This is a genomic window from Cellulosimicrobium sp. ES-005, from assembly GCF_040448685.1.
In the GTDB taxonomy this organism is placed as follows: Bacteria; Actinomycetota; Actinomycetes; order Actinomycetales; family Cellulomonadaceae; genus Cellulosimicrobium; species Cellulosimicrobium cellulans_G.
The window spans coordinates 4,200,185-4,216,846 of record NZ_CP159290.1 but is presented as its reverse complement, the minus strand read 5'-3'; the positions used below and the strand labels follow the sequence as shown (position 1 = coordinate 4,216,846).

At 69.3% G+C, this 16,662-nt stretch carries 29 protein-coding genes; all 29 read right to left on the bottom strand.

All coding sequences use genetic code 11. The annotated features are described in order from the left end of the window. Positions 1-216: 216 nt before the first annotated feature. Complete coding sequence (rplQ, locus tag ABRQ22_RS18870; protein ID WP_253050813.1) at positions 217-780, bottom strand: 50S ribosomal protein L17; 564 nt, start codon at positions 778-780, stop codon at positions 217-219. Positions 781-854: 74 nt separating this feature from the next. Further along, the gene (locus ABRQ22_RS18865; RefSeq protein ID WP_253050812.1) at positions 855-1,871 is read right to left on the bottom strand and encodes a DNA-directed RNA polymerase subunit alpha; all 1,017 of its coding nucleotides are present in this window, start codon (positions 1,869-1,871) and stop codon (positions 855-857) included. 217 nt (positions 1,872-2,088) lie between these two features. Continuing rightward, positions 2,089-2,493, bottom strand: a complete 405-nt coding sequence (rpsK, locus tag ABRQ22_RS18860) for a 30S ribosomal protein S11 (protein WP_021479759.1) — start codon at positions 2,491-2,493, stop codon at positions 2,089-2,091. Between the two features lie 113 nt (positions 2,494-2,606). Continuing rightward, the gene (rpsM, locus tag ABRQ22_RS18855) at positions 2,607-2,981 is read right to left on the bottom strand and encodes a 30S ribosomal protein S13 (protein ID WP_021479758.1); all 375 of its coding nucleotides are present in this window, start codon (positions 2,979-2,981) and stop codon (positions 2,607-2,609) included. Between the two features lie 237 nt (positions 2,982-3,218). Further along, complete coding sequence (rpmJ, locus tag ABRQ22_RS18850; protein WP_003956441.1) at positions 3,219-3,332, bottom strand: 50S ribosomal protein L36; 114 nt, start codon at positions 3,330-3,332, stop codon at positions 3,219-3,221. A gap of 95 nt (positions 3,333-3,427) precedes the next feature. Further along, positions 3,428-3,649: a translation initiation factor IF-1 gene (gene infA, locus ABRQ22_RS18845; protein ID WP_012867920.1), complete on the bottom strand. Its 222-nt coding sequence runs from the start codon at positions 3,647-3,649 to the stop codon at positions 3,428-3,430. Between the two features lie 320 nt (positions 3,650-3,969). After that, on the bottom strand, positions 3,970-4,806 hold the full coding sequence (map, locus tag ABRQ22_RS18840; RefSeq protein WP_353707802.1) for a type I methionyl aminopeptidase: 837 nt from the start codon (positions 4,804-4,806) through the stop codon (positions 3,970-3,972). A gap of 40 nt (positions 4,807-4,846) precedes the next feature. Beyond that, positions 4,847-5,458, bottom strand: a complete 612-nt coding sequence (locus tag ABRQ22_RS18835) for an adenylate kinase (protein ID WP_290444891.1) — start codon at positions 5,456-5,458, stop codon at positions 4,847-4,849. Continuing rightward, positions 5,455-6,753 (bottom strand): preprotein translocase subunit SecY, encoded by a 1,299-nt coding sequence (secY, locus tag ABRQ22_RS18830; RefSeq protein WP_253050810.1) that lies wholly within the window; start codon positions 6,751-6,753, stop codon positions 5,455-5,457. Before secY ends, ABRQ22_RS18835 begins: the two co-directional genes overlap by 4 nt. Before the next feature lie 308 nt (positions 6,754-7,061). Then, positions 7,062-7,628: a 50S ribosomal protein L15 gene (gene rplO, locus ABRQ22_RS18825; RefSeq protein ID WP_253050809.1), complete on the bottom strand. Its 567-nt coding sequence runs from the start codon at positions 7,626-7,628 to the stop codon at positions 7,062-7,064. 2 nt (positions 7,629-7,630) lie between these two features. Continuing rightward, positions 7,631-7,813 carry a 50S ribosomal protein L30 gene (gene rpmD, locus ABRQ22_RS18820; RefSeq protein ID WP_021480439.1) on the bottom strand — a complete coding sequence of 61 codons (183 nt, stop codon included), beginning with the start codon at positions 7,811-7,813 and terminating at the stop codon, positions 7,631-7,633. Further along, positions 7,813-8,469 carry a 30S ribosomal protein S5 gene (gene rpsE, locus ABRQ22_RS18815; protein WP_024840322.1) on the bottom strand — a complete coding sequence of 219 codons (657 nt, stop codon included), beginning with the start codon at positions 8,467-8,469 and terminating at the stop codon, positions 7,813-7,815. Before rpsE ends, rpmD begins: the two co-directional genes overlap by 1 nt. 40 nt (positions 8,470-8,509) lie before the next feature. Next, complete coding sequence (gene rplR / locus ABRQ22_RS18810) at positions 8,510-8,881, bottom strand: 50S ribosomal protein L18 (RefSeq protein WP_047233819.1); 372 nt, start codon at positions 8,879-8,881, stop codon at positions 8,510-8,512. A 2-nt stretch (positions 8,882-8,883) separates the two neighbouring features. Then, the gene (gene rplF, locus ABRQ22_RS18805) at positions 8,884-9,420 is read right to left on the bottom strand and encodes a 50S ribosomal protein L6 (RefSeq protein WP_353707801.1); all 537 of its coding nucleotides are present in this window, start codon (positions 9,418-9,420) and stop codon (positions 8,884-8,886) included. A gap of 19 nt (positions 9,421-9,439) precedes the next feature. Further along, a complete protein-coding gene (rpsH, locus tag ABRQ22_RS18800; protein ID WP_087471318.1) occupies positions 9,440-9,838 on the bottom strand; it encodes a 30S ribosomal protein S8 in 399 nt (132 codons plus the stop codon). A gap of 82 nt (positions 9,839-9,920) precedes the next feature. Then, a complete protein-coding gene (locus ABRQ22_RS18795) occupies positions 9,921-10,106 on the bottom strand; it encodes a type Z 30S ribosomal protein S14 (RefSeq protein WP_021480434.1) in 186 nt (61 codons plus the stop codon). A 1-nt stretch (position 10,107) separates the two neighbouring features. Next, positions 10,108-10,677, bottom strand: coding sequence for a 50S ribosomal protein L5 (rplE, locus tag ABRQ22_RS18790; protein ID WP_087471317.1), 570 nt, complete (start codon positions 10,675-10,677; stop codon positions 10,108-10,110). Continuing rightward, the gene (gene rplX, locus ABRQ22_RS18785) at positions 10,677-11,018 is read right to left on the bottom strand and encodes a 50S ribosomal protein L24 (protein ID WP_087471316.1); all 342 of its coding nucleotides are present in this window, start codon (positions 11,016-11,018) and stop codon (positions 10,677-10,679) included. Before rplX ends, rplE begins: the two co-directional genes overlap by 1 nt. A 2-nt stretch (positions 11,019-11,020) precedes the next feature. Further along, positions 11,021-11,389, bottom strand: a complete 369-nt coding sequence (rplN, locus tag ABRQ22_RS18780) for a 50S ribosomal protein L14 (protein WP_021480431.1) — start codon at positions 11,387-11,389, stop codon at positions 11,021-11,023. A gap of 204 nt (positions 11,390-11,593) precedes the next feature. Then, the gene (rpsQ, locus tag ABRQ22_RS18775; RefSeq protein ID WP_047233816.1) at positions 11,594-11,884 is read right to left on the bottom strand and encodes a 30S ribosomal protein S17; all 291 of its coding nucleotides are present in this window, start codon (positions 11,882-11,884) and stop codon (positions 11,594-11,596) included. Positions 11,885-11,895: 11 nt separating this feature from the next. Next, on the bottom strand, positions 11,896-12,132 hold the full coding sequence (rpmC, locus tag ABRQ22_RS18770) for a 50S ribosomal protein L29 (RefSeq protein ID WP_021480429.1): 237 nt from the start codon (positions 12,130-12,132) through the stop codon (positions 11,896-11,898). Beyond that, on the bottom strand, positions 12,132-12,551 hold the full coding sequence (gene rplP / locus ABRQ22_RS18765; RefSeq protein ID WP_047233815.1) for a 50S ribosomal protein L16: 420 nt from the start codon (positions 12,549-12,551) through the stop codon (positions 12,132-12,134). The genes rpmC and rplP overlap by 1 nt, the downstream gene beginning before the upstream one ends. Positions 12,552-12,554: 3 nt before the next feature. After that, positions 12,555-13,400, bottom strand: coding sequence for a 30S ribosomal protein S3 (rpsC, locus tag ABRQ22_RS18760; RefSeq protein WP_253050808.1), 846 nt, complete (start codon positions 13,398-13,400; stop codon positions 12,555-12,557). Next, complete coding sequence (rplV, locus tag ABRQ22_RS18755; RefSeq protein WP_021479879.1) at positions 13,400-13,771, bottom strand: 50S ribosomal protein L22; 372 nt, start codon at positions 13,769-13,771, stop codon at positions 13,400-13,402. Before rplV ends, rpsC begins: the two co-directional genes overlap by 1 nt. A 58-nt stretch (positions 13,772-13,829) precedes the next feature. Next, positions 13,830-14,111 (bottom strand): 30S ribosomal protein S19, encoded by a 282-nt coding sequence (rpsS, locus tag ABRQ22_RS18750; protein ID WP_047233813.1) that lies wholly within the window; start codon positions 14,109-14,111, stop codon positions 13,830-13,832. Between the two features lie 15 nt (positions 14,112-14,126). Next, entirely contained in the window at positions 14,127-14,963 is an 837-nt protein-coding gene (gene rplB / locus ABRQ22_RS18745) for a 50S ribosomal protein L2 (protein ID WP_047233812.1), read from the bottom strand. Between the two features lie 31 nt (positions 14,964-14,994). Further along, positions 14,995-15,285, bottom strand: a complete 291-nt coding sequence (rplW, locus tag ABRQ22_RS18740; RefSeq protein WP_021479876.1) for a 50S ribosomal protein L23 — start codon at positions 15,283-15,285, stop codon at positions 14,995-14,997. Next, positions 15,282-15,986 carry a 50S ribosomal protein L4 gene (rplD, locus tag ABRQ22_RS18735; protein ID WP_047233829.1) on the bottom strand — a complete coding sequence of 235 codons (705 nt, stop codon included), beginning with the start codon at positions 15,984-15,986 and terminating at the stop codon, positions 15,282-15,284. Before rplD ends, rplW begins: the two co-directional genes overlap by 4 nt. 5 nt (positions 15,987-15,991) lie before the next feature. Next, positions 15,992-16,654 (bottom strand): 50S ribosomal protein L3, encoded by a 663-nt coding sequence (gene rplC, locus ABRQ22_RS18730; protein ID WP_047233811.1) that lies wholly within the window; start codon positions 16,652-16,654, stop codon positions 15,992-15,994. Positions 16,655-16,662: the final 8 nt, after the last annotated feature.

Below are 16,662 nucleotides of genomic sequence, written 5' to 3'. Positions count from 1 at the left end.
CCGTAGGCCCTCCCCGACGCGAGATCGACCCGGACGTCGCGACGTCGACCTCCCGAAGGTCGATCTCGGCCGTACGGGCCGATCTCGCACCCACCGTCGCGGCCGCACGCACACCGACGCCGGCAGGGCGGCAGAACGCCGCAGGGCCCGGGACCGTACGGTCCCGGGCCCTGCGGCGTGGGGTCGCGGAAGACCCCGAGAGTCGATCGAGGAGGCTCAGGCCTCCTTCTTCTCCTCGGCGGCGTCCTCGACGGGCGCGTCCTGGACGTCCTCGGCGGGAGCGTCCTCGACGGCGACGGGAGCGTCCTCGACGGGCGCGTCCTCGACCGCGTCGGCCTTCTTGGCCGGCTTGTCCGCCTTCTTCTTGCTCGCCTTCTCCGCGGCCTTCTCCGCCTCGCGGACGACGGCCTGCTTGGGGCTGACGGGCTCGGTCACGAGCTCGATCACGGCGAGGGGCGCGTTGTCGCCCTTGCGCGTGCCGACCTTCGTGATGCGCGTGTAGCCACCCTCACGCTCCGCCATCTGCGGGGCGATCTCGGTGAACAGCGTGTGCACCACGGACTTGTCGCGCACGACGCGCAGGACGCGACGACGCGCGTGCAGGTCGCCGCGCTTGGCGAACGTGATGAGGCGCTCGGCCACCGGGCGCAGACGCTTCGCCTTGGTCTCGGTGGTCGTGATGCGGCCGTGCTCGAAGAGCTGGGTGGACAGGTTCGCGAGCATCAGGCGCTCGTGAGCCGGTCCGCTGCCGAGCCGGGGGCCCTTGGCGGGGGTAGGCATGGGATGTGCTCCTTGGGAAGTGTTCGCGCCGCAGGTGCGGACCCGGACGCGCTGAGGTGTCTAGAGCCGCAGGCTCAGTACTGCTGCTCGGTGTCCGAGAACGTCGCCTCGTCGTCGCCGTCGTAGTACGCGGCGGCCGACGGGTCGAAGTCGAGCGGCGAGTCCTTGAGGGACAGGCCGAGCTCGGCGAGCTTCTCCTTCACCTCGTTGATGGACTTCGCACCGAAGTTGCGGATGTCCAGCAGGTCCGCCTCGCTGCGTGCGACGAGCTCGCCCACCTGGTGGATGCCCTCGCGCTTGAGGCAGTTGTACGAGCGGATCGTGAGGTTGAGCTCCTCGATCGGCAGCGCCAGGTCCGCGGCGAGAGCCGCGTCCGTCGGCGACGGGCCGATCTCGATGCCCTCGGCCTCGACGTTGAGCTCACGGGCCAGGCCGAAGAGCTCCACCAGCGTCTTGCCCGCCGACGCGAGCGCGTCGCGCGGCGAGATGGCCGGCTTCGTCTCGACGTCCACGACCAGCTTGTCGAAGTCCGTACGCTGCTCGACACGCGTCGCCTCGACCTTGTAGGTCACCTTGAGGACCGGCGAGTAGATCGAGTCGACCGGGATGCGCCCGATCTCGGCGTCGAAGGACTTGTTCTGCGAGGCCGAGACGTACCCACGGCCGCGCTCGACGGTCAGCTCGATCTCGAGCTTGCCCTTGTCGTTGAGCGTGGCGATGTGCAGCTCGGGGTTGTGGACCTCCACACCCGCGGGCGGGACGATGTCCGCCGCGGTGACCGCACCAGCACCCTGCTTGCGCAGGTACATCACGACGGGCTCGTCGTTCTCCGAGGAGACGACGAGGTTCTTGATGTTGAGGATGACCTCGGTCACGTCCTCCTTCACACCCGGCACGGTGGTGAACTCGTGGAGCACACCGTCGATGCGGATGGAGGTGACCGCCGCGCCCGGGATGGACGACAGCAGCGTGCGACGCAGCGAGTTGCCGAGCGTGTAGCCGAAGCCGGGCTCCAGCGGCTCGATGGAGAAGCGCGAACGGTTCTCCGAGATGACCTCTTCGGTCAAGGTGGGGCGCTGTGCGATCAGCACTGGTGGTTTCCTTTCGGTGAGCGTCCGCCATATGACGCTGCACGGTTCAAGGCGAGGTGCGTGCCTGCGGCACGCGGCCCCGGCCGGGACTCTGTCCACCCGGTCGGGAAGGGTGCGTCGACCCCGTCAGGAGGCTGCTGCCCCGTGACGGGCGCCGTCGACGGGCTCGGCCGGTCGGTGACCGGGCGGCCCGTCGACGGCACGCCGACGACGAGGGTCAGACGCGACGACGCTTGGGCGGGCGGCACCCGTTGTGCGCCTGCGGCGTGACGTCCTGGATCGAGCCGACCTCGAGGCCGGCCGACTGCAGCGAGCGGATCGCCGTCTCGCGACCCGAGCCCGGGCCCTTGACGAAGACGTCGACCTTCTTCATGCCGTGCTCCTGCGCCTTGCGGGCAGCGGCCTCGGCCGCGAGGCCGGCGGCGAAGGGGGTCGACTTGCGCGAGCCCTTGAAGCCGACGTCGCCGCCGGAGGCCCACGCGATCACGGCGCCCGACGGGTCCGTGATCGACACGATCGTGTTGTTGAACGTGCTCTTGATGTGCGCCTGGCCGGCGGGGACGTTCTTCTTGTCCTTGCGGCGAGGCTTGCGCCCAGCGGCGGCGCGAGTCTTGGGAGGCATCTTTCGTTTCTCTCCTGGTCTGAGGTGGTCTGACCGCGGGGATCTCCGACCGGGACGACGTGGACCGTGCGGCCGACGTCAGCACCCGAGCGGGGCCCGCCCTGCGGACTGGCTCAGCGGGCCTTCTTCTTGCCGGCCACGGTGCGCTTGGGTCCCTTGCGCGTACGCGCGTTGGTCTTGGTGCGCTGGCCGCGCACGGGCAGGCCGCGGCGGTGACGCAGGCCCTGGTAGGTGCCGATCTCGACCTTGCGGCGGATGTCGGCGGCCACCTCACGACGGAGGTCACCCTCGAGCTTGTAGTTGCCCTCGAGGTAGTCGCGGAGCGCGACGAGCTCGGCGTCGCCGAGGTCCTTCACGCGCGCGTCCGGGCTGATGCCGGTCGCGGCCAGCGTCTGCTGGGCGCGGGTACGGCCGACGCCGTAGATGTAGGTGAGCGCAACCTCGAGCCGCTTGTCGCGGGGGAGGTCGACGCCGATGAGACGTGCCATGTGCCTTTCGGCTCCTCGTGCTTCGTCGGAGGTCTCTCGCACCGCCCTCCCACGGGGAGCTCCGTGGGCCCCGGCCTCCGAGCCGGGGGTTCCCCTGCCTGTGGCGTTCTCCTCCCGGACGCGTGTCCGGGGTGCCGAGCAGGTTCGTGGCGGTGCGCTGGTGGTCGTCCGTCGTCGTGACGGGCGGCCAGGTGACCGCGGTCCCGAGGGACCGTCACCCGTGGCGCAGGCGCGGGCTCAGCCCTGGCGCTGCTTGTGCCGCAGGTTGTCGCAGATCACCATGACGCGACCGTGCCGGCGGATCACCTTGCACTTGTCGCAGATCTTCTTGACGCTGGGCTTGACCTTCATCTTCGTTCCCTCAGTCGTGCCCCGCTCCGGGCGCGACCGACGAGCGGTCCCGGGATCCGGGTGGCGAGGAGGGTGAGTGGGTGGACGCGTGGCGACTACTTGTAGCGGTAGACGATCCGGCCGCGGGACAGGTCGTACGGGCTCAGCTCGACCACGACCCGGTCCTCGGGGAGGATCCGGATGTAGTGCTGGCGCATCTTGCCCGAGATGTGCGCGAGAACCTTGTGACCGTTGGCCAGCTCCACGCGGAACATCGCGTTCGGCAGGGCCTCGACCACGCTGCCCTCGATCTCGATGACACCGTCCTTCTTTGCCATGTCCTCCGCTAACTCTCGTCTGAACTGCTGGTACTCCCGCGCACGCCCGACCCGAGGGTCGTCCGTTCGTGGGAGGTGCGTGGAGCCGCGTGCGAGGATCGGTCGCCCGGGTCCCGAGGGACGGGGGCCGGTCGAACGACGTGCACGGACTACACCCGACGGACCATCCTACGGCATTCGGCAAGAGTCGCGAAACCGTGGCGGGCGCCGGAGGTCGTGCGACGCGTCACTCCCCCGCCGTGCGCCGGGCCGACCAGACAGGTGCCGTGCGGACGCCGGGCCGCGCAGGCGCGGGTCAGGTGCCGGGCGGGTAGAGGGCGTCAGGCCGCCAGGGGTGCGACGCGGACGCCGAGCTCCGCGAGCTCGGCCGCGCCGCCGTCGGGTGCGGTGAGGACCCAGATCCCCTCGTCGAGGATCGCGACGCTGTGCTCCCAGTGCGCGGCACGGGCGCCGTCGTCGGTCACGACCGTCCAGTCGTCCTCGCAGACCTCGGTGAACCGGTCGCCGAGGGTCAGCATCGGCTCGATCGCGAGGCACATGCCCGGGCGCAGCCGCGGGCCCTTCTCACGCGTGCGGTAGTTCGGGACGTCGGGCGGCTGGTGCATCGCGGAGCCGATGCCGTGGCCCACGTACTCCTCGACGATCCCGTAGGAGACGCCGTCGGACTCTCCCGAGACCCGGACCGAGTCCTCGATCGCGGCACCCACGTCGCCGAGCCGCTCGCTCGTGGCGAGCGCGGCGATGCCCGCCCACATCGCGCGGCGCGTGGCCTCGACGAGCGCCTCGTCGCGCGGCTCGCCCTCCCCGAGGACGAAGGAGACGGCCGAGTCGCCGTGCCAGCCGTCGACGATCGCCCCGCAGTCGACGGAGACGATGTCGCCCGGACGCAGCTCGCGCGGACCGGGGATGCCGTGCACGACCTCGTCGTTCACGGACACGCACAGCGACGCCGGGTATCCCTCGTAGCCGAGGAACGACGGCGTCGCGCCGGCGTCGGCGATCACCGCGGCGGCGAGCGCGTCCAGGTCGGCCGTCGTCATGCCCGGGCGGACGGTCTCACGAACCGTCTCGAGCGCCCGCGCGACCACGAGGCCGGCGCTGCGCATGGACCGGACCTGGTCGTGCGTCTTGTACTCGATGCGCTCGCGACCGAACACCCTGCTGCTCCCCAGAACCTGACGGACGAACGGACGGCGCTCAGCCGACGAGCGCGGTCAGCGCCGAGACGATGCGTCCGGTGATCTCGTCGACGTCGCCGATGCCGTCGACACGCACGAGCAGGCCGCGCTCGTCGTAGGCGGACGTGAGCGGCGCCGTCTGCTCGGCGTAGATGTCGAGGCGGCGCGCGATGGCCTCCTCGGTGTCGTCCTCGCGGCCCTCGATCTCCGCGCGCTTCGCCAGTCGGGCGAGGAGCTCGTCGCGGTCGGCCGTGAGCTCCACGACGCCGTCGAGCGCGACACCCAGGTCGGCGAGGATCGCGTCGAGCTCGACGACCTGGGCCGCGTTGCGGGGGTACCCGTCGAGGATGAACCCCTGCGCCGCGTCGTCCTGGGCGAGACGGTCGCGCACCATCGCGTTCGTCACCGAGTCGGGGACGAGGTCGCCCTTCGCGGTGTACTCCTGCGCGAGCCTGCCGAGCTCGGTGCCGCCCTTGATGTTCGCCCGGAAGATGTCTCCGGTCGAGATCGCGGGGATGGCGAGCTGCTCGGCGAGCCGGGCGGCCTGCGTCCCCTTGCCCGCGCCCTGCGGGCCCATGATGACGAGGCGCGCGGGACGCGAGGTGGACTGGCCGTCGGTGGCGTTGCTCAACGGAGGAACCCTTCGTAGTGGCGCTGCTGCAGCTGGGAGTTGATCTGCTTGACCGTCTCCAGGCCGACGCCGACGACGATGATGATCGAGGAGCCACCGAACGGGATGTTCGTGCTCACGCCGAGCCCGATGAGGACCAGCGTCGGCAGCAGGGCGACGAGCGCGAGGTAGATGGAGCCCGCGGACGTGATGCGGGTGATGACGTAGTCGAGGTACTCGGCGGTCGGCCGCCCGGCACGGATGCCGGGGATGAAGCCGCCGTACTTCTTCATGTTGTCCGCGACCTCGTCCGGGTTGAACGTGATCGACGTGTAGAAGAAGCAGAAGAACAGGATCATCAGCACGTACAGCACGATGTGCAGCGGCGCGGCCGGGTCGGCCAGGTTCGTGCTGACCCAGATGACCCAGTCGGCGCTCTGGTCGCCGAACTGCGCGATGAGGCCCGGGACCGCGAGCAACGAGGCCGCGAAGATGACCGGGATGACGCCGGCCATGTTGATCTTGATCGGGATGTAGGTGCTCGACCCGCCGTACATGCGGCGCCCGACCATGCGCTTGGCGTACTGGACGGGGACGCGGCGCTGGGACTGCTCGACGAACACGACCAGGCCGATGACGACCACGATGACCGCGATCATGATGATGAAGTTCGTCGCGCCGTTAGCACCACCGGCGATCGACCACAGGGCGGTCGGGAAGCTCGCGGCGATCGACGTGAAGATGAGGAGCGACATGCCGTTGCCGACGCCGCGCTCGGTGATGAGCTCGCCGAGCCACATGATGAGGCCGGTGCCCGCGGTCATGGTGATGACCATGAGCGCCATCGTCAGGAAGCTGCCGTCGGGGATGACGTCCACCGAGCAGCCCTGGAAGAGCAGGCCGTTGCGCGCCGTCGTGATGACGGTCGTCGACTGGAGGATGGCGAGGGCGATCGTCAGGTAGCGCGTGTACTGCGTGAGCTTCGCCTGGCCCGACTGGCCCTCCTTGTGGAGCGCCTCGAAGCGAGGGATCACGACGCGCAGCAGCTGGACGATGATGCTCGCGGTGATGTACGGCATGATGCCGAGCGCGAAGATCGACAGCTGGAGCAGGGCGCCACCGCTGAAGAGGTTGACGAGGCCGAGCAGGTCGTTGCCGTCGGCGGTCTCCGCGATGCACTGCTGCACGTTGGGGTAGTCCACACCCGGCGTGGGGATGAACGACCCCACCCGGAAGATCGCCATGATCGCGATCGTGAACAGCAGCTTGCGCCGCAGGTCGGGCGTCCGGAAAGCCCGGGCGAATGCGCTGAGCACCTATCCTCCTGGCCCGCCGAGGCGGGATGTCGTGTCGCCGGGAGGCCCGGCGAGGTGTGACGCACGGCACGGGCGCCAAGAGGCACCCTAGCCGTAGCGCCGCGTCGAACGGCAAGTCGGTCCCGACGACCGGACGGACCGACCGTGGACCTGCGAGTGACGGCGGTCACCCCGGGGTGCGGGGAGACAACCGTCGGAGAGTCTAACCGTGGCGCGCTGCCGGACGGACCACGGGTCGTGCGGGAGGGCCTCCCCAGACGCGGACAGGGCCGACAGCGCGAGCGCGCCACCGGCCCTGTCCAGGGGTGTCAGTCCTCCGAGACCGAACCGCCGGCCGCGAGGATCTTCTCGCGCGCGGCGCCCGAGAGGGCGTCGACCGCGACCTCGAGCTTGACGGTGATCTCGCCCGTGCCGAGCACCTTGACGAGCTGGCCCTTGCGGACCGCGCCCTTCGCGACGAGGTCCTCGACGGTGACCTGGCCACCCTCGGGGTACAGCGCCGCGAGCTTGTCCAGGTTCACGACCTGGTACTCGGTGCGGAACGGGTTCTTGAAGCCGCGCAGCTTCGGGAGGCGCATGTGCAGAGGCATCTGCCCGCCCTCGAAGCGCTCGGGAACCTGGTAACGAGCCTTCGTACCCTTGGTACCGCGGCCCGCCGTCTTACCCTTCGACGCCTCACCACGACCCACGCGGGTCTTGGCCTTCTTGGCGCCGGGAGCCGGACGCAGGTGGTGGATCTTGAGCGTGCCGCCGGCACCCTCGGTCTGCTTGCCCGACTGCTTCTCGGCAGTCGCGGCCTCCGCCTTCGCGGGGGCCTTGGCAGCAGCCTTCTTCTTCGGAGCCTCGGCGGTCTCCTTGGTGGCCTTCTCAGCCATGGTCACTCGACCTCCTCAACGGTGACGAGGTGCGCCACCGTCGCGACCATGCCGCGGATCTCCGGGCGGTCCTCCTTCACGGCGGTGTCGCCGATCCGCTTGAGGCCCAGAGTGCGCAGCGTGTCGCGCTGGTTCTGCTTGCCGCCGATGGCGGACTTCGTCTGGGTCACCTTGAGCCTGGCCATCAGGCGTTCACCCCCGCAGCACGGGCACGCAGGAGCGCGGCCGGGGCCACGTCCTCGAGCGGGAGACCACGGCGCGCGGCGACAGCCTCGGGCTGCTCCAGGTTGCGCAGGGCCTCGACGGTCGCGTGCACGATGTTGATCGCGTTCGACGAGCCGAGCGACTTGCTCAGCACGTCGTGGATGCCGGCGCACTCCAGCACGGCGCGCACCGGACCACCGGCGATCACACCGGTACCGGGAGCGGCCGGACGGAGGAAGACGACGCCGGCGGCGGCCTCACCCTGGATGGGGTGCGGGATGGTGCCCTGGATGCGCGGGACCTTGAAGAAGTTCTTCTTGGCCTCCTCGACACCCTTGGCGATCGCCGCGGGCACCTCCTTCGCCTTGCCGTAGCCGACACCGACGGTGCCGTCGCCGTCGCCCACCACGACCAGCGCGGTGAAGCTGAAGCGACGGCCGCCCTTGACGACCTTGGCGACGCGGTTGATGGTGACGACGCGCTCGACGAAGGCGTTCTTCTCGGCTGCGTCGCCACGGCGACCGTCGCGACGGTCACCACGACGGTCGTCGCGGCGCCCCCCGCGCGCGTTCTGGTCGCTCGACTCGTTGGCGGCACCCGTGGGGGCGCCGGTGTTGCTGCGCTGCCCTGCAGCCATCAGAGAATCCTTTGCTTCCGTGTGGGGATGGTCGGCGTCGTCACAGGGACAGACCGCCCTCGCGGGCGCCGTCGGCGACCGCAGCGACCCGACCGTGGTACTTGTTGCCGCCACGGTCGAAGACGACCGCGTCGACGCCCTTGGCCTTCGCACGCTCGGCGACGAGCTCGCCGACCTTGCGGGCCTTGGCGCTCTTGTCGCCGTCGAGCGCACGCAGGTCCGCCTCGAGCGACGAGGCCGACGCGACCGTCTGACCGATCGTGTCGTCCACGACCTGGGCCGTGATGTGGCGCGTGGAGCGCGTCACCACGAGGCGCGGACGAGCGGCGGTCCCCTTGATCTTCTTGCGCAGGCGGAGGTGGCGGCGCTGACGCGCGACGGCCTTGCCCTTGCCGAGAACCTTCAGAGCCATCGTTACTTACCAGCCTTTCCGACCTTGCGGCGGACGACCTCGCCGGCGTAACGCACACCCTTGCCCTTGTACGGCTCGGGCTTGCGGATCTTGCGGATGTTCGCTGCGACCTCGCCGACCTGCTGCTTGTCGATGCCGGAGACCGAGAACTTCGTCGGGCTCTCGACCGCGAACGCGATGCCCGCGGGCGGCGTCACGACGACCGGGTGGCTGAAGCCGAGGGCGAACTCGAGGTCCGAGCCCTTGGCCGTCACGCGGTAACCGGTGCCGACGATCTCGAGCTTCTTCTCGTAGCCCTGCGTCACGCCCTCGACGATGTTCGCCAGGAGGGTGCGCGTGAGGCCGTGCAGCGCGCGGGACTCGCGCTCGTCGTTCGGGCGCGTCACCACGAGGGTGCCGTCCTCCTGAGCGACCTGGATGGGGGCGGGCACGTGGTGCTCGAGGAAGCCCTTGGGGCCCTTCACGGTCACGAGCGCACCGCTGATGGTGACGTCCACTCCGGCGGGAACCGGAACGGGGATCTTGCCGATTCGAGACATGGCGTATCTCCTTTCCGGATTACCAGACGTAGGCGAGGACTTCGCCGCCCACGCCCTTCTTGGCGGCCTGCTTGTCGGTGAGCAGGCCGGAGGACGTGGACAGGATCGCCACGCCCAGGCCGCCGAGAACCTTCGGCAGCTCGGTGGACTTGGCGTACTTGCGCAGGCCCGGCTTGGACACGCGGCGCACGCCGGCGAGGCTGCGCTCACGGTTCGGGCCGAACTTCAGCTGGATGGTGAGGTTCTTGCCCACCGTCGCGTCCTCGACGCTCCAGCCGGAGATGTAGCCCTCGGCCTGGAGGATCTCGGCAATGTGCGACTTCAGCTTCGAGTACGGCATGGTCACCGTCTCGTGGTAAGCCGAGTTCGCGTTCCGCAGACGCGTCAGCATGTCTGCGATCGGGTCGGTCATCGTCATCGGGCTCTAGCCCTTCCTCGACGTGGTATCCGGGCGGGAGCGCGCCGTGCGGCGCGCTCCGCCAGGACCTACGACGTAGTTGTTACCAGCTGCTCTTGGTGACGCCGGGAAGCTCGCCACGGTGGGCCATCTCGCGCACGCAGATGCGGCACAGGCCGAACTTGCGGTACACCGAGTGCGGACGACCGCACTTCTGGCACCGGGTGTAGGCGCGGACCGCGAACTTCGGCTTGGCGGCCGCCTTGTTGATCAGGGCCTTCTTCGCCATGTCAGTTCTCCTTGAAGGGGAAGCCGAGACGGCGCAGCAGGGAGCGGCCCTCGTCATCGGTCGTCGCCGTGGTCACGATCGTGATGTCCATACCGCGGACACGGTCGATCTTGTCCTGGTCGATCTCGTGGAACATGGACTGCTCCGTGAGGCCGAACGTGTAGTTGCCGTGCCCGTCGAACTGCTTGGGCGACAGGCCGCGGAAGTCGCGGATGCGCGGCAGGGCGATCGACAGGAGGCGGTCCAGGAACTCCCACATGCGGTCGCCGCGCAGCGTGACGTGCGCGCCGATCGGCATGCCCTCGCGCAGCTTGAACTGCGCGATGGACTTGCGGGCCTTGGTCACCTGCGGCTTCTGGCCGGTGATCGCGGACAGGTCGCGGATGGCGCCCTCGATGAGCTTCGAGTCCTTGGCGGCGTCACCGACACCCATGTTCACGACGATCTTCGTGACGCGGGCGACCTGGTTGACGTTCTCGTGCCCGAACTCCTCGCGCAGACCGGCGACGATCTCCTCGCGGTAGCGCTGCTTCAGGCGGGGCACCTCGGGGGCGACGATCTCGGTGCTCATCAGATGTCCTTCCCGGAGCGCTTGGCGACACGCACGCGCACGGTGCGCTTGCGGCCGTCACGCTCGACCTCTTCGGTGCGGTACCCGACGCGGGTGCCCTTCTTGGTCTCCGGGTCGACGACCATCACGTTGCTGATGTGGATCGGCGCCTCGACGGTCTCGATCCCACCGGTCCGCGTGCCGCGCTGCGACTGGCCGACCTTGGTGTGCTTGGTGATGCGCTGGACGCCCTCGACGATGACGCGGTCACGGTCGGTGAGCACCTCGAGGACGCGGCCCTGCTTGCCCTTGTCCTTGCCGGCGATGACGACGACGAGGTCGCCCTTCTTGATCTTGGCCATGGTCAGAGCACCTCCGGAGCCAGCGAGATGATCTTCATGAACCGCTTGTCGCGCAGCTCGCGCCCGACCGGGCCGAAGATGCGCGTCCCGCGCGGCTCGCCGTCGTTCTTGAGGATCACGGCGGCGTTCTCGTCGAACTTGATGTAGGAACCGTCCGGACGACGGCGCTCCTTGGCGGTGCGGACGACGACGGCCTTGACCACGTCACCCTTCTTCACGTTGCCGCCCGGGATCGCGTCCTTGACGGTTGCGACGATGACGTCGCCGATTCCGGCGTAGCGACGGCCCGAGCCACCGAGAACGCGGATGCAGAGAATCTCCTTGGCACCCGTGTTGTCGGCGACACGAAGTCGCGACTCCTGCTGGATCATGTAATGAACTCCTGTCGTCGAGCCGGTTCTCGCGCGGGGCGAGCCTTGCCGAACGGGTAGCTGTCAGTGCCGGGTCCCTCGCGGGTGAACCGGCCAGGACCGGGCGGTGGATCCGCCCGACCTGTCCTCACTGGTTGCCGCACCGCGGTGCGGCACGAGAGCGGTCGTGACGAGCGAGCGGGCCCGCCCGTCACGACCGGTGGATCACTTGGCCTTCTCGAGGATCTCCGCGAGGCGCCACCGCTTGGTCGCGGACAGCGGGCGGGTCTCCATGATGAGCACCAGGTCGCCCACGCCGGCAGAGTTCTGCTCGTCGTGCGCCTTGACCTTGCTCGTGCGGCGGATGACCTTGCCGTAGAGCGGGTGCTTGACCCGGTCCTCGACCTCGACCACCACGGTCTTGTCCATCTTGTCGCTCACGACGTAGCCGCGGCGCGTCTTGCGGTTCGCGCGCTCCTCGGCCGCCTCGGGCGCGTTCGTTGCGTTCTCGCTCATTCCAGCCTCACTCACTCGGCACTCGGCGCGGTACGGATGCCGAGCTCGCGCTCACGCAGGATCGTGTAGATCCGCGCGATGTCGCGGCGGACGGCCTTGAGGCGCCCGTGGCTCTCCAGCTGGCCGGTGGCCGACTGGAAGCGGAGGTTGAAGAGCTCCTCCTTGACCTTCTTGAGCTCGGCGACGAGCGTCTCGTCGTCCATGGCGTCGAGGTCGACGGGGGCGAGCCCCTTCGTTCCGATTGCCATCAGTTGCCACCACCCTCGCGCACCACGAAACGGCACTTCATCGGGAGCTTGTGGATCGCGCGACGCATCGCCTCGCGAGCCAGGTCCTCCGGGACACCGGCCAGCTCGAAGACGATGCGGCCGGGCTTGACATTGGCGACCCACCACTCGGGCGAACCCTTACCGGAACCCATGCGGGTCTCGGCAGGCTTCTTGGTCAGGGGACGGTCCGGGTAGATGTTGATCCAGACCTTGCCGCCACGCTTGATGTGGCGGGTCATCGCGATACGAGCAGCCTCGATCTGACGGTTGGTGACGTACGCCGGCTCGAGAGCCTGGATGCCGTACTCGCCGAACGCGATCTGCGTGCCACCCTTCGCCGCGCCGGAGCGCGACGGGTGGTGCTGCTTGCGGTGCTTGAGCCTGCGCGGGATCAGCATGACTCAGGCCTCCGTTCCGGTCTCAGGGGCCTTCGCCTCCGCGGCAGGAGCGGACTGCTCAGCCGCGGCCGGCGCCTCGGACCCGGAGGTCCGCTCGCCCGAACGCTCGGGACGACGGCCACCACCACGACGGTCGCCGCCACGCTCACCGCGCGGGCCGCCACGGCCCTGGCGCGGAGCGGCCGTGGCCTGCTGCGCGGCGAACTCCTTCTCGGTGACGTCGCCCTTGTAGATCCAGACCTTCACGCCGATGCGGCCGAAGGTCGTGCGGGCCTCGAAGAAGCCGTAGTCGATGTACGCGCGGAGCGTGTGCAGCGGCACACGACCCTCGCGGTAGAACTCCGACCGGCTCATCTCCGCGCCGCCGAGGCGGCCGGAGACCTGCACGCGGATGCCCTTGGCACCGGCGCGCTGCGCCGACTGGATGCCCTTGCGCATCGCACGACGGAACGAGACGCGGCTCGCGAGCTGCTCGGCGATGCCCTGGGCGACGAGCTGCGCGTCGACCTCGGCGTTCTTCACCTCGAGGATGTTGAGCTGCACCTGCTTGCCGGTGAGCTTCTCCAGCTCGCCGCGGATGCGGTCCGCCTCGGCGCCGCGGCGACCGATGACGATGCCGGGGCGCGCCGTGTGGATGTCCACGCGGACGCGGTCACGGGTGCGCTCGATCTCGACCTTGGAGATGCCTGCGCGCTCGAGACCGGTGCTCATGAGCTTGCGGATCTGGACGTCCTCGCGGACGTAGTCGCGGTACCGCTGTCCGGGCTTGGTGCTGTCGGCGAACCAGCGCGACCGGTGGTCGGTGGTGATGCCGAGGCGGTACCCGTGCGGGTGAACCTTCTGTCCCACTATCGGGCACTTCCCTTCGTGTTCTCACGCGGAGCGACGACCACGGTGATGTGGCTGGTGCGCTTGAGGATGCGGTTCGCACGGCCCTGGGCCCGCGGGCGGAAACGCTTGAGGGTCGGACCCTCGTCGACGAACGCCTCACGCACGACGAGCTCCTGCTCCTCGAACGCCTCGCTCGCACGGTCTGCCTTCACCCGGGCGTTCGCGATGGCGCTCTCCACGACCTTGCGGACGGGCTCGCTCGCCGCCTGCGGTGCGAACTTCAGCACCGCGACGGCCTCGGAGGCCTGCTTGCCACGGATGAGGTCCACGACGCGCCGGGCCTTCTGGGGCGTGACACGGACGAACCGCGCCTGCGCCTTGGCTTCCATTGCTGTCCTGCCTTCTTGTCTCTTGACCGTCCAGGTCGTCACCAGACTGACCCGGGGGTCAGCGGCGACGACCCTTCTTGTCGTCCTTCACGTGGCCGCGGAAGGTCCGCGTGGGAGCGAACTCGCCGAGCTTGTGGCCGACCATCGACTCGGTGACGAACACCGGCGTGTGCTTGCGACCGTCGTGCACGGCGAACGTGTGACCGAGGAAGTCGGGCGTGATGACCGACCGACGGGACCAGGTCTTGATGACGTTCTTGGTCCCCTTCTCGTTCTGAGCGTCCACCTTCTTCTGCAGGTGGCCGTCGACGAAGGGGCCCTTCTTCAGGCTACGAGGCATGTCTCCAGGCTCCTATCAGCGCTTCTTGCCGGTACGGCGACGACGCACGATCAGCTTGTCGCTCGGCTTGTTCGGACGGCGGGTACGGCCCTCCGGCTGGCCCCACGGGCTCACCGGGTGGCGACCACCGGACGTCTTGCCCTCACCACCACCGTGCGGGTGGTCGATCGGGTTCATGGCGACACCGCGGACGGTCGGGCGCTTGCCCTTCCAGCGCATGCGGCCGGCCTTGCCCCAGTTGATGTTCGACTGCTCGGCGTTGCCCACCTCGCCGACCGTCGCGCGGCAGCGCAGGTCGACGTTGCGGATCTCGCCGGAGGGCATGCGCAGCTGCGCGTACGGCCCATCCTTGGCGACGAGCTGTACGGAGGCACCGGCCGAGCGGGCGATCTTCGCGCCGCCACCGGGCTTGAGCTCGATGGCGTGGATGACCGTACCGGTCGGGATGTTGCGCAGCGGCAGGTTGTTGCCGGGCTTGATGTCCGCGCCCGCACCGTTCTCGACGACGTCGCCCTGCTTGAGCTTGGCCGGCGCGATGATGTAGCGCTTCTCGCCGTCCGCGTAGTGCAGGAGTGCGATGCGCGCCGTGCGGTTGGGGTCGTACTCGATGTGCGCGACCTTGGCGGGCACGCCGTCCTTGTCGTGGCGACGGAAGTCGATCACGCGGTACGCACGCTTGTGGCCACCACCCTTGTGACGGGTGGTGATCCGGCCGGAGCTGTTGCGGCCGCCGCTCTTCGAGAGCGGGCGGACCAGAGACTTCTCCGGCTGCGAGCGCGTGATCTCGGCGAAGTCGGCGACGCTCGCGCCGCGGCGGCCGGGCGTCGTCGGCTTGTACTTACGGATTCCCATGGGGATCTGTCCTCAATCTGCTCTCGTCGGCTCAGCCGAAGATGTCGATCGTGCCCTCGCGGAGGGTGACGATCGCACGCTTGGTGTCCTTGCGCTTGCCCAGGCCGAAACGCGTGCGACGCGTCTTGCCCTTGCGGTTGATCGTGTTCACCGAGGCCACCTTGACGGAGAAGATCTGCTCGACGGCGATCTTGATCTCGGTCTTGTTGGCCCGCGGGTCGACGACGAACGTGTACTTGCCCTCGTCGAGCAGGCCGTAGCTCTTCTCGGAGACGACCGGCGCGAGGATCACGTCACGGGGGTCCTTGGTCACGGTGGTCACTTCGCGGCCTCCTCGGCAGCAGTCTCGTCCGCCTCGGTGGAGGTGGCGACGGCCTTCGCGGAGCGACCCGTGGCCGGGCCCGCCAGGAACGCGTCGAGCGCGCCCTGCGTGAAGACGACGTCGTCGGAGACGAGCACGTCGTAGGTGTTGAGCTGGTCGGCCACCAGGAGGTGGACCTGCTCGACGTTCCGCAGCGACTTGATCGTCAGCTCGTCGCCACGCTCGGTGACCACGAGGACGTGCTTGCGCTCGGAGAGCTTGGCGAGCGTCGAGACGGCGGTCTTGGTCGACGGCAGGCCGTCGACGCCGAAGCCGGTCACGACGTGGACACGGCCGTTGCGGGCGCGGTCCGAGAGGGCACCGCGGAGCGCGGCGGCCTTCATCTTCTTGGGCGTCCGCTGGTCGTACGAGCGCGGCGTCGGGCCGTGGACGGTGCCACCGCCGGCGAACTGCGGCGCACGGGTCGAACCCTGGCGGGCGCGGCCGGTGCCCTTCTGCTTGTACGGCTTGCGACCACCACCGCGGACCTCGCCGCGGCTCTTGGTGTCGTGGGTGCCCTGGCGTGCAGCGGCACGCTGGGCGACGACGACCTGGTGGATCAGCGGGACGTTGAGCTCGACGTCGAACACCTCGGCGGGGAGCTCGGCGGTGCCGGCCTTCTTGCCCTTGGGGTCCAGCACGTCAACGGTCAGAGCGGACATGGTGTTCACGCTCCCTTCGCGGCGCTGCGCACGAGGACGACGCCGCCCTTGGGGCCGGGAACCGCGCCCTTGACGAGCAGCAGACCCTTCTCGGCGTCGACCGCGTGGACGGTCAGGTTCTGGGTGGTCTGGCGGGCGTTGCCCATGCGACCGGCCATGCGCAGGCCCTTGAACACGCGCGACGGGGTCGAGGCCCCGCCGATCGAGCCCGGCTTGCGGTGGTTGCGGTGCGCACCGTGCGAGGCGCCCACGCCGGAGAAGCCGTGGCGCTTCATGACACCGGCGGTGCCCTTGCCCTTGGTCGTGCCCACGACGTCGACCACGGCGCCGGCCTCGAAGGCCTCCGCGGTGATCTCCTGGCCGAGCGAGTACTCGGCGGCGTCGGTGGTACGGACCTCGGCGACGTGACGGCGCGGCGTGACGCCGGCCTTCTCGAAGTGGCCCTTGAGCGGCTTCGTGACCTTGCGCGGGTCGATCTGGCCGTAGGCGAGCTGCACGGCGGCGTACCCGTCGGCGTCGGCCGTGCGCACCTGCGTCACGACGTTCGTCCCGACGGCGACGACGGTCACGGGCACGAGGCGACCGGCCTCGTCCCAGAGCTGCGTCATCCCGAGCTTCGTGCCGAGCACCGCGGTGACCGGGCGCGCGTTCTGCTGGGGAATAGTCATGATGTCCT

Coding starts and splice junctions, on each gene's coding strand:
- rplQ (WP_253050813.1), bottom strand. CDS start 780: ATGCCTACCCCCGCCAAGGGCCCCCGGCTCGGCAGCGGACCGGCTCAC.
- rpsK (WP_021479759.1), bottom strand. CDS start 2,493: ATGCCTCCCAAGACTCGCGCCGCCGCTGGGCGCAAGCCTCGCCGCAAG.
- rpsM (WP_021479758.1), bottom strand. CDS start 2,981: ATGGCACGTCTCATCGGCGTCGACCTCCCCCGCGACAAGCGGCTCGAG.
- rpmJ (WP_003956441.1), bottom strand. CDS start 3,332: ATGAAGGTCAAGCCCAGCGTCAAGAAGATCTGCGACAAGTGCAAGGTG.
- infA (WP_012867920.1), bottom strand. CDS start 3,649: ATGGCAAAGAAGGACGGTGTCATCGAGATCGAGGGCAGCGTGGTCGAG.
- rplO (WP_253050809.1), bottom strand. CDS start 7,628: ATGGCTGAGAAGGCCACCAAGGAGACCGCCGAGGCTCCGAAGAAGAAG.
- rpmD (WP_021480439.1), bottom strand. CDS start 7,813: ATGGCCAGGCTCAAGGTGACCCAGACGAAGTCCGCCATCGGCGGCAAG.
- rpsE (WP_024840322.1), bottom strand. CDS start 8,469: ATGGCTGCAGGGCAGCGCAGCAACACCGGCGCCCCCACGGGTGCCGCC.
- rplR (WP_047233819.1), bottom strand. CDS start 8,881: ATGGCTCTGAAGGTTCTCGGCAAGGGCAAGGCCGTCGCGCGTCAGCGC.
- rplF (WP_353707801.1), bottom strand. CDS start 9,420: ATGTCTCGAATCGGCAAGATCCCCGTTCCGGTTCCCGCCGGAGTGGAC.
- rpsH (WP_087471318.1), bottom strand. CDS start 9,838: ATGACGATGACCGACCCGATCGCAGACATGCTGACGCGTCTGCGGAAC.
- ABRQ22_RS18795 (WP_021480434.1), bottom strand. CDS start 10,106: ATGGCGAAGAAGGCCCTGATCAACAAGGCGGCCGCCAAGCCGAAGTTC.
- rplE (WP_087471317.1), bottom strand. CDS start 10,677: ATGAGCACCGAGATCGTCGCCCCCGAGGTGCCCCGCCTGAAGCAGCGC.
- rplX (WP_087471316.1), bottom strand. CDS start 11,018: ATGGCCAAGATCAAGAAGGGCGACCTCGTCGTCGTCATCGCCGGCAAG.
- rplN (WP_021480431.1), bottom strand. CDS start 11,389: ATGATCCAGCAGGAGTCGCGACTTCGTGTCGCCGACAACACGGGTGCC.
- rpsQ (WP_047233816.1), bottom strand. CDS start 11,884: ATGAGCGAGAACGCAACGAACGCGCCCGAGGCGGCCGAGGAGCGCGCG.
- rpmC (WP_021480429.1), bottom strand. CDS start 12,132: ATGGCAATCGGAACGAAGGGGCTCGCCCCCGTCGACCTCGACGCCATG.
- rplP (WP_047233815.1), bottom strand. CDS start 12,551: ATGCTGATCCCGCGCAGGCTCAAGCACCGCAAGCAGCACCACCCGTCG.
- rplV (WP_021479879.1), bottom strand. CDS start 13,771: ATGGAAGCCAAGGCGCAGGCGCGGTTCGTCCGTGTCACGCCCCAGAAG.
- rpsS (WP_047233813.1), bottom strand. CDS start 14,111: ATGCCTCGTAGCCTGAAGAAGGGCCCCTTCGTCGACGGCCACCTGCAG.
- rplB (WP_047233812.1), bottom strand. CDS start 14,963: ATGGGAATCCGTAAGTACAAGCCGACGACGCCCGGCCGCCGCGGCGCG.
- rplD (WP_047233829.1), bottom strand. CDS start 15,986: ATGTCCGCTCTGACCGTTGACGTGCTGGACCCCAAGGGCAAGAAGGCC.
- rplC (WP_047233811.1), bottom strand. CDS start 16,654: ATGACTATTCCCCAGCAGAACGCGCGCCCGGTCACCGCGGTGCTCGGC.